Source organism: Bacillus sp. FG16 (assembly GCF_057809515.1).
This window is the reverse complement of record NZ_JBMDKC010000027.1, coordinates 1-15,786: the sequence shown is the minus strand read 5'-3', so window position 1 is coordinate 15,786 and position 15,786 is coordinate 1. Positions and strand designations below refer to the sequence as shown.

Genomic DNA, 15,786 nt, shown 5'->3' with positions numbered 1-15,786 from the left:
CGTTAGCTTTATGTTTTATGCGAAATATATTCTAGACAAAAATACATTTATGTTTTAAAATTAGTACCAAGTCATAATAATTGATATAAAACGGAGGGCTGCGATGTGAACGTGGGCATTTTAGGGATCGGAAGATATGTGCCAGAAAAAGTAGTCACAAATCACGATTTAGAGAAAATAATGGAAACATCCGATGAATGGATTCGTACGAGAACGGGAATTGCAGAAAGACGCATTGCCGATGATACAATAGATACTTCATATATGGCCGTAGAGGCTTCTAAAAAAGCACTTGAAGATGCAGGAATTAACGGAGAGGATATCGATCTGATTTTAGTAGCGACAGTAACACCAGATCGTGCTTTTCCAGCAGTTGCTTGTGTAATTCAAGAAGCAATAGGAGCGAAACATGCAGCTGCAATGGATTTAAGTGCAGCATGTGCTGGCTTTATGTACGGAATGATTACAGCGCAGCAATTTATTCAAACAGGAACTTATAAAAATGTATTAGTAGTTGGTAGTGATAAACTATCTAAAATTGTAGACTGGAACGATCGAAATACAGCAGTACTATTTGGAGACGGAGCCGGTGCTATCGTAATGGGAGCTGTTTCAGAAGGTAAAGGCGTTCTATCTTTTGAATTAGGAGCAGACGGAAGTGGCGGCAAGCACCTTTATCAAGACGAGTATGTTATGATGAATGGCAGAGAAGTGTTTAAATTTGCCGTTCGTCAACTTGGTGATTCTTGTCTTCGCGTTTTAGATAAAGCTGGTCTTACGAAAGAAGATGTAGATTTCTTAGTACCGCATCAAGCAAACATTCGTATTATGGAATCTGCAAGAGAGAGGTTAAATTTACCACAAGAAAAAATGAGTATGACAATTGAGAAGTTCGGTAATACATCAGCTTCTTCAATTCCGATTGCAATGGTAGAGGAATTGCAAAACGGACGTATTCAAGACGGTGATTTAATTATACTTGTTGGTTTTGGCGGCGGATTAACATGGGGAGCAGTCGCTCTTCGTTGGGGTAAATAAGGATTGAGAGAAAAAAGGAGTGTATTTTGTATGGAAAAAAAGAGGGTCGTAATTACAGGACTAGGAGCTGTTACACCGGTCGGAACAGATGTTGAAACAGCATGGGAAAACATTAAAAAGGGTGTATCTGGAATCGGGCGACTTACAAGAATTGATCCAGAACTATTTCCAGCAAAAGTAGCAGCGGAAATTAACGACTTTGAAGTCGAGAAATATATTGATAAAAAAGAAGCGCGCCGTATGGACCGCTTTACACAATATGCAGTAGCAGCAGCGAAAATGGCAGTTGCAGATGCAAAGCTTGAAATTACAGAAGAAAACGGACCTCGAATTGGTGTATGGATTGGATCTGGTATTGGCGGTATGGAAACATACGAAGAACAATTTAAGATTTTTACTGAGAAAGGCCCGCGCCGCGTGAGCCCATTCTTCGTGCCAATGATGATTCCAGATATGGCAGCAGGTCAAGTATCAATCGCAACAGGAGCAAAAGGAATTAACACTTGTTCTGTAACGGCTTGTGCATCTGGTGCAAACTCAATTGGTGATGCATTTAAAGCAATTCAGCGTGGTGATGCTGATGCAATGATTACAGGCGGAGCAGAAGCACCGCTAACAAGTATGGCATTCGCAGGATTTAGCTCAGCGAAAGCATTAACATTTAATGAAGACCCAGCAACGGCTTGCCGTCCATTTGATAAAAACCGTAGCGGTTTCGTAATGGGTGAAGGTTCAGGGATTCTAATTCTTGAAGAATTAGAGCACGCATTAGCACGCGGTGCTCACATTTACGCGGAAATTGCTGGTTATGGTGCAACTGGAGATGCGTTCCATATTACAATGCCTGCTCCTGGTGGTGAAGGCGGAGTGCGTGCAATGCGTCAAGCTTTAGCTGATGCAGGCCTACAGCCAGAAGATATTGATTACATTAATGCGCATGGTACAAGTACGGATGCGAATGAAAAATATGAAACGATGGCAATTAAAGAAACTTTCGGTGAGCACGCGTATAAAGTAGCAATTAGCTCAACGAAATCAATGACAGGTCACTTATTAGGAGCAGCTGGTGCTGTTGAAGCGATTTTCTCTATTAAATCAATTACAGACGGAGTAATTCCTCCAACAATTAACTATGAGACACCAGATCCAGAATGTGACTTAGATTACGTACCGAATCAAGCGAGACATCAAGAAGTAAATGCAGTATTAAGTAACTCATTAGGATTCGGTGGTCATAACGCAGTGTTAGTATTTAAATCGTATAAATAATAGATGAAATAAGGAGTTTTTCCGCAATATATTGCGAAAAAACTCCTTATTTATTTTTACGTCTTTTTCTCCTGTAGCATATACATAAGAAAAAAGGAGGGATAAAGATGGGGGTTATTGAAACAGCTGAGTGGCTACATTTATATTATGGACGGCCAGAAAAACTTTGTGAGAAATTTACGAAGTATATTCCGTTGCCAAAAGAAAGGTTGTATCGCTTTTTAATTTCAAAAGGGATGTATCGTCCGGTCATGCGTGGGGAAAAGGAAATTAAAGAATTAGAGGAAAAGGAAATTTGGAAAGAGTTGAGCCTGGAGTATGATAAATTGAAAAATTGGTTGAAGGGTCCGGATGTCCCTGTCTTTATTTTATTATCAGATTCCTATAATCGAACTGTGCAAGAAGAGTATAACGGTAGGGCTGGATTATCTATGCGTCATGTTATTTTCTTATTCGTATGTGGACGGAATTCGGTAGAAGAATTAAAAGTGTTATTGGCGCATGAATATCATCACATATGTAGGTTACATCAAATTGAGACGAAAGAAACAGAATATACATTACTTGATACGATGATTATGGAAGGGCTAGCTGAGCAAGCAGTGACGGAAAGATATTCAGAAAAAAACAATGCACCGTGGACGGCGTATCTTTCAAAAGAAGAGGCTATTTATTATTGGAAAAATGTTGTACATGAAAGAATAAGTATAAAACGAGGAACAAGGGAACATGACATCTTATTAAATGGATTTCACTCTTATCCGAAGATGCTTGGCTATGCGCTTGGATTTCATATTGTCAAAGATTGTGTAACTTTGGAAGGAGAAGATACACTTTCTTTATTATCTATAGATGCAAAAGAAATATTGAATAAAGCAAATACATTTCATATATAAAAAAACAGGAGCTTGATTTCCTGTTTTTTTTAGTATTAATAGAAGAAAAAATAATAATTAGAATATATTTCCTCAAGTGGAATAAAGTTAAGCAAAAATGAACATAATGATTGGTACAAACAGTAGTGAAGTGAGGGGTAGTGAATGTTATATCTACATGATGTATGGGTAAATTGGTTTGAAGGTGAAGAGAATGGGTATAACGTTTGTCATTTTTACGAATGGCGGAAAGATGATACGATTGAGCTATTAGATCAAGTGCCATTATTAAAAGTAGATGCCACATTATATCATTACATCGAGAACGAATTGTTAGAGCTTCCGCAAAAAATGCTGGAAGACGTACATCATAAGGCTTATATTCGTAAAAATCATGAACGTTTGCAGCAAGAGTATTGCTTTGTTGTTACAGATGGAAAAGGAATTATTGCGATTGACACAATTGGTTACAATGTACCAATTCGCAAAAGCAGACTTATACCACGCCAAGAGCAGATGGTATATGAGATGGTAGAAAACGTACAAGCAGAAAAGTATGAGTTCCAAGTAGAAGAAACAGAAAAAGAACACCACATTTTATCACCATCGCCTTTCATTATGAATGGCTTGACTCGTAAAGAACGACAGCTAAAACAATTATTATTTATGGCGTTAGATCAATTACATACAACGAAAAATACAGCAGAGATTCGCTATTGGTACACAGAGTGGGATCCATCAGCATATGGAACGGTTCAACATATGGAGTTCGAGGATATTTGGGCTAGACTGTATGATGAAGCGAAAGCTGGCTGGTCTGAGAAACATGAACAATTATGCGAGCGTCTCGTAAAAGGACAGCCATTTTTTGAAAAGTTATGGGAAATGGAAAATGAGCAAAAGGTAAATTAAAAAACCGCCAATTGGCGGTTTTTTAATTTTGTAGTAATCCAGCTCCAGCAGCGAGCTCTTCGTGTCTAAGAACCTTCCGCATAAGAAGACAAAAAGCGTCTTCTATGTGAAAGAACCTTAGCCAGTCAGAGCTGAACGAGCCGCTTTCGCTTATATGAAATCCGGCTCCTAGCCCTTCGCGTCTAAGAACCTTCCCCACGAGAAGGTAAAAAGCACCTTCTGTGGGAAAGAACCCTAAGCAGTCGCCTCCGCTTTATATGTTACCTACGTTTTCTGCTTAGTCCCATTGCGTTTTCTACTTTGCGTAGTTGTTTGAATGCAACGCGGTTTGCTTTTTCTGCACCTTTGTCTAGAATTTCGTCTAGTTCTGGTGAGTTGATTAGTTCGTTATATTTGTCTTGGATTGGACGAATTGCTTCTACGACTACTTGCGCTAGGTCGCCTTTGAAGTCACCGTATCCTTTTCCTTCGTACATTGTTTCAATTTCTTCAACTGTTTTTCCAGAGAATGAAGAGTAGATTGTTAATAAGTTAGAGATACCAGGTTTGTTTTCTTTATCAAATTTCACAATACCTTCAGAGTCAGTAACAGCACTCTTAATTTTCTTTTCAATTGTTTTTGGCTCATCAAGCATACTAATCATTGATTTTGGATTCGGATCAGATTTGCTCATTTTTTTCGTAGGTTCTGTTAATGACATAACGCGAGCTCCTACTTTTGGAATACGAATTTCAGGCATTGTAAAGATTTCACGGTAACGTTTGTTGAAACGCTCTGCTAGGTCACGTGTTAATTCGATATGTTGCTTTTGATCATCACCAACCGGCACGATTTCAGTATTGTAAAGTAAAATATCAGCAGCCATTAATGGTGGATACGTAAGTAATCCAGCTGGAACTGAATCTCTACCAGAAGCTTTATCTTTATATTGCGTCATACGCTCTAATTCTCCAACGTAAGCAACAGATTGCATGATCCAACCTAGTTGAGCGTGTGCTGGTACTTCTGATTGTACAAATAAAGTAGCTTTTTCAGGGTCAATGCCACATGCCACATAAAGTGCAGCAAGACTGCGGATGTTTTTACGAAGTTGTACGGGATCTTGAGGTACTGTAATCGCATGTTGGTTTACAATACAGAAATAACAGTCGTGTTCATTTTGAAGCTCTGTAAACTGCTTCATTGCTCCTAAATAGTTTCCAAGTGTAATCGTTCCACTTGGCTGAATACCAGAAAAGATAACTGACATAAGTAATTCCTCCTAAAATTGAATGCGTGATGGGGGAAGAGAAGGCAAACAAAAAAGCCCATTCATCCCAAAAACTATAGGGACGAATGGACCGCGGTACCACCCTAATTATTTCACTACTGTGAAATCTCTCTAATCCATAATAACGTTTGGATATAACGCCAAAGCCTACTACTTTCGGTTCGGTTTGGTGCTCAAAAGCCCATTCCATACTGTACAATTACTTGTTCACACCGACCACAAGCTCTCTGAAATTGCCTCAATATGTACTCTTCTTTATCATCGCATACATATAAATTTATTTATTGTTACTTGAGCTCTTTTAATATGAAAGAACTAAAGTTTTATAACAAAATGTTTTGCTGATTATTATATCATATGGGATAGTGTTTGCAAACTACATCAAAATAGTAAAGCTAATAAGGGTCGAGAACAACCCAAGAACGATACCTGTAATACAAATTGGATATGTCCATTTGAATGAATATGTTTTATAAATACGTTCTTTCTTATCTGTAGGTTCCTCGACTTCTTCAATTAAAGAGTCAATCTTTTTATTCGTACCAAATACTCTTTGGAATGCGTAAATGGTTACATTGAAAAAACCATTTTGAAATATGTATAAAAAACCGCCGATAAGAATAAAAAACAGTGCAATATAAAACAAGATGTTGACAAAATTCAACAAAAATTGCGATGAAATGAGGAATGCGCCAATACTAGAAGCGATTATCGCTATGAAAATTAGTATACAAGTATGAAAAAAAACTTTATTCAAAATGTTCCCCTCCGTCAAAATATTACTAGAATTATTATACTATAAAAGCTATAATATGTACTAGAATTAATTTTTTGAAAATTATACGCAATTAAAGGTCTGATTTCAAGATGATGGTATCAATGTTAACGTATCCCTTTACAAAAAAATAAAAATATAAACATTTTATTAAAAATTTTAACAAAAAAACAAAAAACTATATTCACAATTGTTATATTATATGTATAATGAAAATTGTAGAAACTTGGAGATTATTCTTTCAATTCTACTTTTTAACAAGTGAGGGTACAGGAAGTGCAATTAGGGGAGGCAACACAACATGAAGAAAAAGATACCGTTATTACTTGCATCGACTTTAACTGCAAGTATGTTGCTGGGTGCGTGTAGCTACCAAAAAGATGACGCAAAAGCAAAAGGGAAAGAAAACACTACGAGTAGTAGTAACGGAAAGCAGGTTCTTAATTTAACAGAGTTATCTGAAATTCCGTCAATGGATGCATCGCTAGCATCTGACTCTGCATCTTCTACAGCATTAAATAATACGATGGAAGGTTTATATCGTATCGGCAAAGATCAAAAGAGAGTGCCTGGAATTGCAGAAGATGTTCAAAAGCTAGATGACGGAAAGAAATACATATTTAAATTAAGAAAAGATGCAAAATGGTCGAATGGGGAGCCTGTAACAGCAAAAGACTTTGTGTATTCATGGAAAAGAGCAGTAAATCCAGATACAAAAGCGACGTATTCGTACATTATGTTTGATATTAAAAATGCAGAGAAAATTCATAAAAAAGAATTACCTGCTGACCAATTAGGTGTAAAAGCGATTGATGATTATACATTAGAAGTGGAATTAGACAATCCCGTTCCTTACTTTGTTGATTTAACAGTTTATCCGGTATTTTACCCACTAAATGAAAACTTTGTAAAAGCACAAGGTGATAAGTTTGGGTTAGAGGCAAATACAACATTATATAATGGGCCATTTGTTATGAGTGATTGGAAACATGAGCAAAGCTTCCAGTTTAAGAAGAACCCATCATATTGGGATAATAAAACGGTTAAAATCGAAGAGATTAACTTTAATATTGTAAAAAATACGTCAACTGATGTAAATTTATATGAGACAAACTCGATTGATCGTGCGGCTCTAACTTCAGAATTTGTTGATAAGTTTAGACAAAGCTCAGAATTCCACACAAGAAAAGAAGCAGGGGTTGCTTACCTAAGATTTAATCAAAGTAATCAATACTTAAGTAATAAAAACTTAAGAAAAGCAATTTCAATGTCCTTTGATCGTGATAACATTGCGAAAGTTATTTTAAATAATGGTGCGATTGGAGCTTATGGATTTGTTGGAAAAGATTTCGCTGAAGGTCCGAATAAAAAAGATTTCCGAGCTGAAAATGGAAAGCTAGTTGAAACGAATCCAAAAGAAGCGAAAAAGCTTTGGGAAACAGCGAAGAAAGAGCTTGGCACTGATAAAATCGAACTAGAATTCTTAAACTTTGATAATGAAGATGCAAAAAAGGTTGGTGAATTCTTAAAAGGTGAGATGGAAAAAAACTTACCTGGTTTATCAATTAAAATTAAACAGCAGCCATTTGCACAAAAAAATAAATTAGAAGATTCTCAGCAATATGATATTGCGTTTGGTATTTGGGGTCCAGATTTCCCAGATCCAATCTCATATTTAGATATGTTTGTTACAAATGGTTCTCAAAATAAAACAGGGTATTCTAATCAGAAATATGATGAGTTAATTCTAAAAGCTAAAACAGATACAAAAGATTTACAAGCACGCTGGAACAACCTTTTAGAAGTAGAGAAGATGTTAATTAAAGAGGATGCAGTTATCACTCCAATCTTCCAAAAAGGTTCAGCATATATAGTAAAAGATGCTGTAAAAGATATTATACCAATCAACTATGGTGGTAGATTAACTTACAAATGGGCATCTGTTGAACAAAAATAATCTTTTTTTCCATCGTTTACAGGGGTATATGCCTATGATGGGCATATGCTCTTATTTTAAAAAAATAAAAGTAAGAATATTTTAAACTATCTTATTGCTTTTGAGAAAAACGGGGAGGTGCTTGACTATGGGACGTTATGTATTAAAACGTTTCGTGTACATGGCTTTGACATTATTTTTAATTACTACACTGACTTTCTTTTTGATGAAATTACTTCCGGGTTCTCCGCTTAAAAACCAGGAGAAGCTATCACCGGCACAAAAAGAAATCATTCTTGAAAAATACGGATTGAATGATCCGGTACCAGTTCAATACGCACGTTACTTAGGTAACTTAGCAAAAGGTGATTTAGGGGTATCATTCCAATATGATAACCGTCCAGTAACAGATATGATTGTGGATCGTATTGGACCATCAGCACAGCTTGGTTTACAAGCGATTATATTAGGAACATTTATCGGTTTAATTTTAGGAATCGTTGCGGCACTTCGTAACAATACGTGGGTCGATTATGGAGCGACAATTATTTCCGTACTCGGGATGTCGGTACCATCATTCGTATTCGCCGCTTTACTACAATATTTCGTAGGGGTAAAACTTGGTTGGTTCCCAGTAGCGTTCTGGAAAGGACCAGAGTTTACAGTAATGCCTACAATTGCTTTATCGATGGCAGTTATCGCAACAATCGCACGTTTCTCTCGTGCAGAATTAATTGAAGTTATGCAAGCCGATTACATTTTAACAGCGAAAGCTAAAGGAATTAGCCAAGGCGTTATCATTGTCAAACACGCACTTCGTAACGCATTAATTCCAGTAGTAACAATTTTAGGACCAATGGTTGCGGCATTAATTACAGGAACACTTGTTATCGAGCAAATTTATGCTGTACCAGGACTTGGGGAACAATTCGTTAAATCTATTACAGTGAATGACTATACAGTTATTATGGGAACTACGATTTTCTATAGTGCGATCTTCATTTTAGTTATTTTCATTGTCGATATTTTATACGGAATTATTGATCCTCGTATTCGTTTAGCGGGAGGGAAAAAATGATGAAAGATGTACAAAAATTATCTCCAGATTTATTTCAACAAGCCAATCAAAATAATGTTGATAATGAAGTCATTGCCCGTCCAAGCTTAACGTTTTGGCAAGATGTAAGAAGACGTTTGTTCCAACATAAAGGTGCGATGCTTGGTTTCGTATTATTAAGCCTTATTATATTACTAGCGATTTTTGGGCCGATGGTAAGTAAACACTCGTATAAAGAGCAAGATTTAGGTCGTGCGAAAATGCCACCAAAAATTCCAGTTATTGAAAATGTTCATTGGTTACCATTTGACGGTACAGATCAATATGGTGTTGACCAATATGAAAAACGTGATATTAAAGAGTACTTCTGGTTTGGTACAGATGATCTTGGTCGTGATTTATGGACAAGAACATGGGAAGGTACACGCGTATCATTATATATCGCTCTTTTAGCAGCAGCAATTGACTTAGTAATTGGGGTTGCATACGGAGGTATTTCAGCGTTTTATGGCGGCAGAGTAGATAATATTATGCAACGTATTATGGAGATTATTAACGGTATTCCATACTTAATCATCGTTATCTTAATGGTAATCATTATGGGATCTGGTATATGGTCAATTACACTCGCAATGGCAATTACAGGTTGGATAGGGATGTCGCGTATCGTTCGTGGACAAATCCTGAAATTAAAAAACCAAGAATATGTATTAGCATCTCGTACATTAGGTGCAACAAATACACAATTAATTGTGAAACATTTAATTCCAAACGTAATGGGACCTATTATCGTAATGACAATGTTTACAATTCCATCAGCGGTGTTTGGTGAAGCGTTCTTAAGTTTCATCGGTTTAGGAATTCAGCCACCATTTGCGTCACTAGGTTCTCTTGTAAATGATGGTTATAAATCTATTCAAACGTATCCGCATATGATGTTCATCCCTGCGGTTGTCATCAGTATATTAATTTTAGCGTTTAACTTAATGGCAGACGGATTACGCGACGCGTTAGATCCAAAAATGCGTAAGTAAAAGAGGGGAGAGGCAAAGATGAAAACATTGTTAGAGGTAAAAGATTTACAAGTCTCCTTTGATACACATGCAGGTGAAGTACAAGCTGTACGCGGCGTTACTTTTGATTTGAAAAAAGGAGAGACATTGGCGATTGTAGGAGAATCTGGTTCAGGGAAATCAGTTACTTCTAAAGCGTTAATGGGATTAATTCCGAATCCTCCTGGACGCATTAAAAATGGTGAGATCGTATTTGAAGGTCGTGACTTAACGAAATTAACAGAAAAAGAAATGCAGCAAGTACGTGGTAAAGATATCGCGATGATTTTCCAAGATCCAATGACATCATTAAACCCAACGATGACAATTGGAAATCAAATTATGGAAGGCCTTATTAAACACCAAGGGATGAGTAAAGCAGACGCACGTAAAGTTGCTTTAGAATTAATCGACCTTGTAGGTATTCCAAATCCAGAAGCTCGTTTAAAACAATATCCTCACCAATTCTCAGGTGGTATGAGACAGCGTGTAGTTATTGCGATGGCGTTAGCTTGTAACCCGAAATTATTAATTGCCGATGAGCCGACAACAGCGCTAGACGTTACGATTCAGGCACAAATTTTAGAACTTATGAAAGACATTCAGCAAAAAACAGAAGCGGCAATTATTTTCATTACGCATGACTTAGGTGTAGTAGCAAACGTTGCTGACCGAGTGGCAGTTATGTACGCTGGTAAAGTTGTTGAAATTGGAACTGTAGATGAAATTTTCTATAATCCGAAACATCCATATACTTGGGGCTTAATCGCATCTATGCCAAGTTTAGATGGCTCAGAGGAAGAGTTATATGCAATTCCTGGAACGCCTCCGGATTTATTAAAGCCGCCAAAGGGTGATGCTTTTGCACCACGTAACCCACAGGCACTAAAAATTGATTTTGAAATGGACCCACCTTTATTTAAAGTAAGTGATACACACTATGCGGCAACTTGGTTACTTCACGAGCAAGCTCCAGAAGTAAAACCGCCGGCAGTTGTTGAAAAACGTATTCTTCAAATGAAAGCAGGTGAACAACATGACTAAACAACGTGAGAAATTAATTGAAGTAAAAAATGTAAAGCAGCACTTCGACGTGAGTGGTGGTGTTGTCAAAGCGGTTAATGATATTTCATTTGATATTTACCGCGGAGAAACATTTGGTCTTGTAGGAGAATCAGGTTGTGGTAAATCAACAACTGGAAGAACGATTATTCGTTTATATGATGCAACTGCTGGTGAAGTATTGTTCGATGGTGAAAACGTACATGGTAAGAAATCACGCGCAGAATTGAAGAAATTCAACCGTAAAATGCAAATGATTTTCCAAGATCCATACGCATCATTAAATCCTCGTATGACAGTAGGGGATATTATCGCAGAAGGTATTGATATTCACGGATTAGCGAAAAGTAAAAAAGAGCGCATGGATCGTGTCCATGAATTATTAAACACAGTTGGTTTAAATAAAGAGCACGCAAACCGTTTCCCGCACGAATTCTCAGGTGGACAACGTCAGCGTATCGGTATCGCTCGAGCGCTTGCTGTAGAACCAGAATTTATCATTGCCGATGAGCCGATCTCAGCACTTGACGTATCGATTCAGGCGCAAGTTGTAAACTTACTGAAAAAGCTACAAAAAGAAAAAGGTCTAACATACTTATTCATTGCCCATGATTTATCGATGGTAAAATACATTAGTGACCGCATCGGCGTAATGTACCGTGGGCAAATTGTAGAACTTACAACAAGTGAAGAGTTATATGCGAATCCAGTTCATCCATATACGAAATCACTATTATCAGCAATTCCGCTACCAGATCCAGATTATGAGCGTAATCGTAAACGTATCGTATACGATCCATCGCAGCATGATTACGGTAGCGAAGTGCCAACAATGCGTGAAATTCGCCCAGGACATTTCGTACTATGTTCTGAAGCGGAGTATAAGAAATATAAAGAGATTTATCAATAATAAAAAAAGCCATTCTTCCATTAAGGAAGGATGGCTTTTTTCTACTATATAAATGAGTTGTCGGTAAGTCGATATAAATTGCATTTATTAATAACTACATCATGATCAAACAAGTGCTACTGTGCCTGAACAGAACCAATCTCGTCTTGCTCTTCTGGTTTCACAAGTGCGTAACGTTCCCACGCCCTGCTTTTCCAGCGGAAGAACATAATAATGGCACGCGTCCATTCGTCGATGGCGATCGCTAGCCAAATACCAACGAGCCCCATATCTAAATGAAAGGCGAAAAAGTAACCTAGTGGTAAACTCATTAACACCATAGAGAATGCACCGATTAAAACAGGATATTTTGCATCACCAGCTGCACGAAGCGAATTAATGATGACGATGTTCATCGTACGTCCCGTTTCAAGTAATACACTTAGTAAAAGAACACTTGCGCCTAACCCGATAATGTGCGGATTATCTGTAAACAGTCCCATTAATTGTGTACGGAATGTAATAACGAGAGCGACCATACATAAAGTTACACCAATCGCCCATTTTACACTTTTCCACAAGCGTTCGTATGCTTCATCCTTTTCCCCACCACCAACAAGGCGGCCAATAATAATGGCTGTTCCCATACCAATCGCAATTGCAAATAAATAAGTGAACATGGAAATGTTAGTAGCGTATTGTCTAGCAGCTAATGATTCCGTTCCTAAGTACGTTGCGTAATAAAGGAAGACGATTTGACAAGCTTGATACATCACTTGTTCAAATGCAGATGGAATGCCGATTTTTAAAATTTTCCCAATGTATTCTTTGGATAAAGTGAAGTAATATTGTAATTTCACACGATATTCCATAACGCGGTATAGTAACCAGAAGAAAACAATAAGTGCGATCAATCGACTGATAGCGGAAGAAATTGCAGCCCCTTGTACACCGAGCTCTGGGAAACCAAATTTCCCGAAAATGAGTGCGTAGTTTCCAGCGATATGAATAATATTCATTCCGAGTGAAATAAACATCGCTTGCTTTGTAAAACCGTGTACACGGATAATTGCGGCTAATGAGTTAATGATAGCTTGCAGGAAGATAGCCCCTCCGACGATAGATAAGTAGTTTTGCGCATACGTTAGTACATCGCCTTGTAAGTTCATTGCGAGCATCATATGTTTCGAAAATAAAAGAAAACCAGCGCTTATAACGAGCCCAACTATTAAATTTAATGTGACGGCTAATGCTGATATTTTAGATGCTTCCATAAAGCGTCTGGAACCGAGGTATTGAGATACAACGATAGCAGCGCCGTTCCCGATGACTTCTAATACCAAAATCGCAATATGAAGGTATTGATTCGCTGCACCAACCCCAGATACAGCATCGTCTGATAATGCACTTAACATGAACGTATCAGCGATCCCCATCAACATAAAAAGAAAAACTTCTAGAAAAATAGGCCATGTTAATAAGAATAAACTTAATTTCTCTGTCGGCCCATTTTTTGCCTGAATTGCTGTCATGTCCGTCCCCTCTTTACCGATATCTATTTTTAGCAAAATGTATCGTAACATACTTTCTTATCCTTTGCACTCATTTTAGCCTACATATTTTTAATATGAAGGGACTGCTACTTTATGTTAAAAAGGGTGGGATAATTATACATAAAGTATTATGAAATATAAAATTTGTTTTTCTCTGATAATTTAGAAAAATATAAAAATAATTATTTCCGGCACTTTAGTAAGGGGAATCAGCAATATAAAACGTTTACAAAGATATATTTTTTAACAGAAAACTTTAATGAAATAGAAATATAAATATACAAAAAATATATTTGTGTGTATAATATGAATTATTAGAACATATATATATTTCTTTCTGTTTGAAAATGAAAGGGCTAACATTTTTTTGGAGGGTGGAAGTATGAAAAAAAAGATACCAGTTTTTGTAGCATCAACAGTAGCGATGAGCATGATGTTAGGGGCATGTAGCTATCAAAAAGATGAACCGCAAGCAAACGCAAAAGGGGATAGCGGGAAAAGCGGTGCGAAGCAAGTTATTAACTTAATTGAAACACAAGAAATTCCAACGATGGACACAGCATTATCAGCTGACGCAGTTTCTTCAAGAGTAATGAACAATACGATGGAAGGCTTATACAGTTTAGGAAAAGATGATAAGCTAGTTCCAGGTGTAGCGAAGGAATTTAAAAAGTCAGAAGACGGTAAAAAGTATACGTTTAAGTTACGTGAAGACGCGAAATGGTCAAACGGTGAGCCTGTGACAGCGAAAGATTTCGTATACGCATGGCAAAGAGCGATTAATCCAGATACAGCTGCGAAATCAGCTTATATTATGTACGATATAAAAAATGCAGAGAAAATTAATAAAAAAGAGATGAGTCCTGATCAACTAGGTGTAAAAGCAATTGATGATTACACATTAGAAGTTGAATTAGACAATTCCATTCCATATCTTGTAGATTTAATGGTATATCCAATCTTCTATCCTGTGAATGAGAAGTTTGTTAAAGAGCAAGGTGCAAAGTTTGGTTTAGAAGCAAATACAACACTTTATAACGGACCATTTACATTAAGCGATTGGCAGCATGAACGTAGCTTTAAAATGACAAAGAACTCATCATATTGGGACAATAAAGAAGTGAAGATTGAAGAAGTAAACTTTAATATTGTAAAAGATACATCTACGCCAATTAACTTATATGAAACAAATGCAATTGATCGAGCGTCGTTATTAGCGGAGTTTATCGATAAATATAAAGGAAAACCAGATTTCCAAACAGTAGAAGATACATCTGTATTCTTCTTACGTTTAAATCAAAAAGATCCAGCTTTAGCAAATAAAAATATTCGTAAAGCAATTTCACTTGCTTTTGATCGTAAGCCGTTCGTTGATACATTATTAAACAACGGTTCTAAGGCCGCGACAGGATTAATTCCTGATAACTTCATTAAAGGACCAGATAAAAAAGATTTCCGTGCTGTAAATGGGGATATTGTAAAACCAAACGTGAAAGAAGCGAAGAAATATTGGGAAGCTGGTAAAAAAGAACTTGGTAAAAATGAAATCGAATTAGAATTATTAAATGAAGATGTAGAGTTATCAAAGAAAACTGGTGAATATTTAAAAGGTGAATTAGAAAAGAATTTACCAGGTTTAACAGTGAAAATTAAACAACAACCATTCGCGCAAAAACTAAAATTAGAAGATGCGGGCGATTATGTCATGTCATTCTCTGGATGGAGTGCGGACTTCCCAGATCCGATTACATATCTTGATATGTTTGTAACAGATGGGTCACAAAATAAGATGAAGTACTCTAATCCGAAATACGATGAAATCATTATGAAGGCGAAAAAAGATGGAAGCGATGTAAATGCTCGTTGGAAGAACTTATTAGAAGCAGAAAAAATGTTACTTGATGACGCTGCGATTGTTCCAGTATATCAACGTGGTAGAGCATACTTACAAAGAGAAACAATTAAAGATATGTACAACCATAAATATGGCGGAGATTTAAGCTTTAAGTGGGCATCCGTAGGAAAATAAAAAAAAGCAGGCTAATGAACTGCACCCCAATTGTTAGACACAGTCTAACAATTGGAGGTGCAGTTTTT

General features: G+C 36.9%; 13 protein-coding genes and 1 other annotated feature. Of the genes, 10 read left to right on the top strand and 3 right to left on the bottom strand.

What is annotated here, in order from left to right; all coding sequences use genetic code 11:
* The first annotated feature begins 105 nt into the window (after nt 1-105).
* From fabH to ACODS7_RS12245, 4 genes are all read left to right on the top strand, one after another.
* Nucleotides 106-1,038 (top strand): beta-ketoacyl-ACP synthase III, encoded by a 933-nt coding sequence (gene fabH, locus ACODS7_RS12260; RefSeq protein ID WP_016082476.1) that lies wholly within the window; start codon nt 106-108, stop codon nt 1,036-1,038.
* A 30-nt stretch (nt 1,039-1,068) separates the two neighbouring features.
* Nucleotides 1,069-2,307 (top strand): beta-ketoacyl-ACP synthase II, encoded by a 1,239-nt coding sequence (gene fabF / locus ACODS7_RS12255; RefSeq protein ID WP_000412656.1) that lies wholly within the window; start codon nt 1,069-1,071, stop codon nt 2,305-2,307.
* Between the two features lie 107 nt (nt 2,308-2,414).
* The gene (locus ACODS7_RS12250) at nt 2,415-3,203 is read left to right on the top strand and encodes a DUF2268 domain-containing putative Zn-dependent protease (RefSeq protein ID WP_016082475.1); all 789 of its coding nucleotides are present in this window, start codon (nt 2,415-2,417) and stop codon (nt 3,201-3,203) included.
* Between the two features lie 144 nt (nt 3,204-3,347).
* Nucleotides 3,348-4,094 carry a YjbA family protein gene (locus ACODS7_RS12245; RefSeq protein WP_000966129.1) on the top strand — a complete coding sequence of 249 codons (747 nt, stop codon included), beginning with the start codon at nt 3,348-3,350 and terminating at the stop codon, nt 4,092-4,094.
* Nucleotides 4,095-4,354: 260 nt separating this feature from the next.
* On the opposite strand, the gene trpS is transcribed toward ACODS7_RS12245, so the two are convergent.
* The gene (trpS, locus tag ACODS7_RS12240) at nt 4,355-5,344 is read right to left on the bottom strand and encodes a tryptophan--tRNA ligase (RefSeq protein WP_029442135.1); all 990 of its coding nucleotides are present in this window, start codon (nt 5,342-5,344) and stop codon (nt 4,355-4,357) included.
* Between the two features lie 75 nt (nt 5,345-5,419).
* Nucleotides 5,420-5,636 (bottom strand) — a binding site (T-box leader).
* 105 nt (nt 5,637-5,741) lie between these two features.
* On the bottom strand, nt 5,742-6,122 hold the full coding sequence (locus ACODS7_RS12235; protein ID WP_001044985.1) for a DUF3899 domain-containing protein: 381 nt from the start codon (nt 6,120-6,122) through the stop codon (nt 5,742-5,744).
* Between the two features lie 319 nt (nt 6,123-6,441).
* Between ACODS7_RS12235 and ACODS7_RS12230 the strand changes: the two genes are divergently transcribed.
* The 5 genes from ACODS7_RS12230 to ACODS7_RS12210 all read left to right on the top strand — a co-directional run bounded on the left by ACODS7_RS12230 (nt 6,442) and on the right by ACODS7_RS12210 (nt 12,157).
* Nucleotides 6,442-8,097: a peptide ABC transporter substrate-binding protein gene (locus tag ACODS7_RS12230; RefSeq protein ID WP_000727213.1), complete on the top strand. Its 1,656-nt coding sequence runs from the start codon at nt 6,442-6,444 to the stop codon at nt 8,095-8,097.
* 127 nt (nt 8,098-8,224) lie between these two features.
* Nucleotides 8,225-9,154 (top strand): oligopeptide ABC transporter permease, encoded by a 930-nt coding sequence (gene opp3b / locus ACODS7_RS12225; RefSeq protein WP_000534166.1) that lies wholly within the window; start codon nt 8,225-8,227, stop codon nt 9,152-9,154.
* Entirely contained in the window at nt 9,151-10,167 is a 1,017-nt protein-coding gene (gene opp3C, locus ACODS7_RS12220) for an oligopeptide ABC transporter permease (RefSeq protein WP_016082472.1), read from the top strand. The genes opp3b and opp3C overlap by 4 nt, the downstream gene beginning before the upstream one ends.
* 18 nt (nt 10,168-10,185) lie before the next feature.
* A complete protein-coding gene (locus ACODS7_RS12215; protein ID WP_000854346.1) occupies nt 10,186-11,229 on the top strand; it encodes an ABC transporter ATP-binding protein in 1,044 nt (347 codons plus the stop codon).
* Nucleotides 11,222-12,157, top strand: coding sequence for an ABC transporter ATP-binding protein (locus ACODS7_RS12210; protein ID WP_016082471.1), 936 nt, complete (start codon nt 11,222-11,224; stop codon nt 12,155-12,157). The genes ACODS7_RS12215 and ACODS7_RS12210 overlap by 8 nt, the downstream gene beginning before the upstream one ends.
* 116 nt (nt 12,158-12,273) lie before the next feature.
* Here the strand turns inward: ACODS7_RS12210 and ACODS7_RS12205 are convergent, their stop codons facing one another.
* On the bottom strand, nt 12,274-13,719 hold the full coding sequence (locus ACODS7_RS12205) for an MATE family efflux transporter (RefSeq protein WP_029442137.1): 1,446 nt from the start codon (nt 13,717-13,719) through the stop codon (nt 12,274-12,276).
* Between the two features lie 352 nt (nt 13,720-14,071).
* Between ACODS7_RS12205 and ACODS7_RS12200 the strand changes: the two genes are divergently transcribed.
* The gene (locus ACODS7_RS12200; protein WP_029442138.1) at nt 14,072-15,718 is read left to right on the top strand and encodes a peptide ABC transporter substrate-binding protein; all 1,647 of its coding nucleotides are present in this window, start codon (nt 14,072-14,074) and stop codon (nt 15,716-15,718) included.
* Nucleotides 15,719-15,786 lie beyond the last annotated feature (68 nt).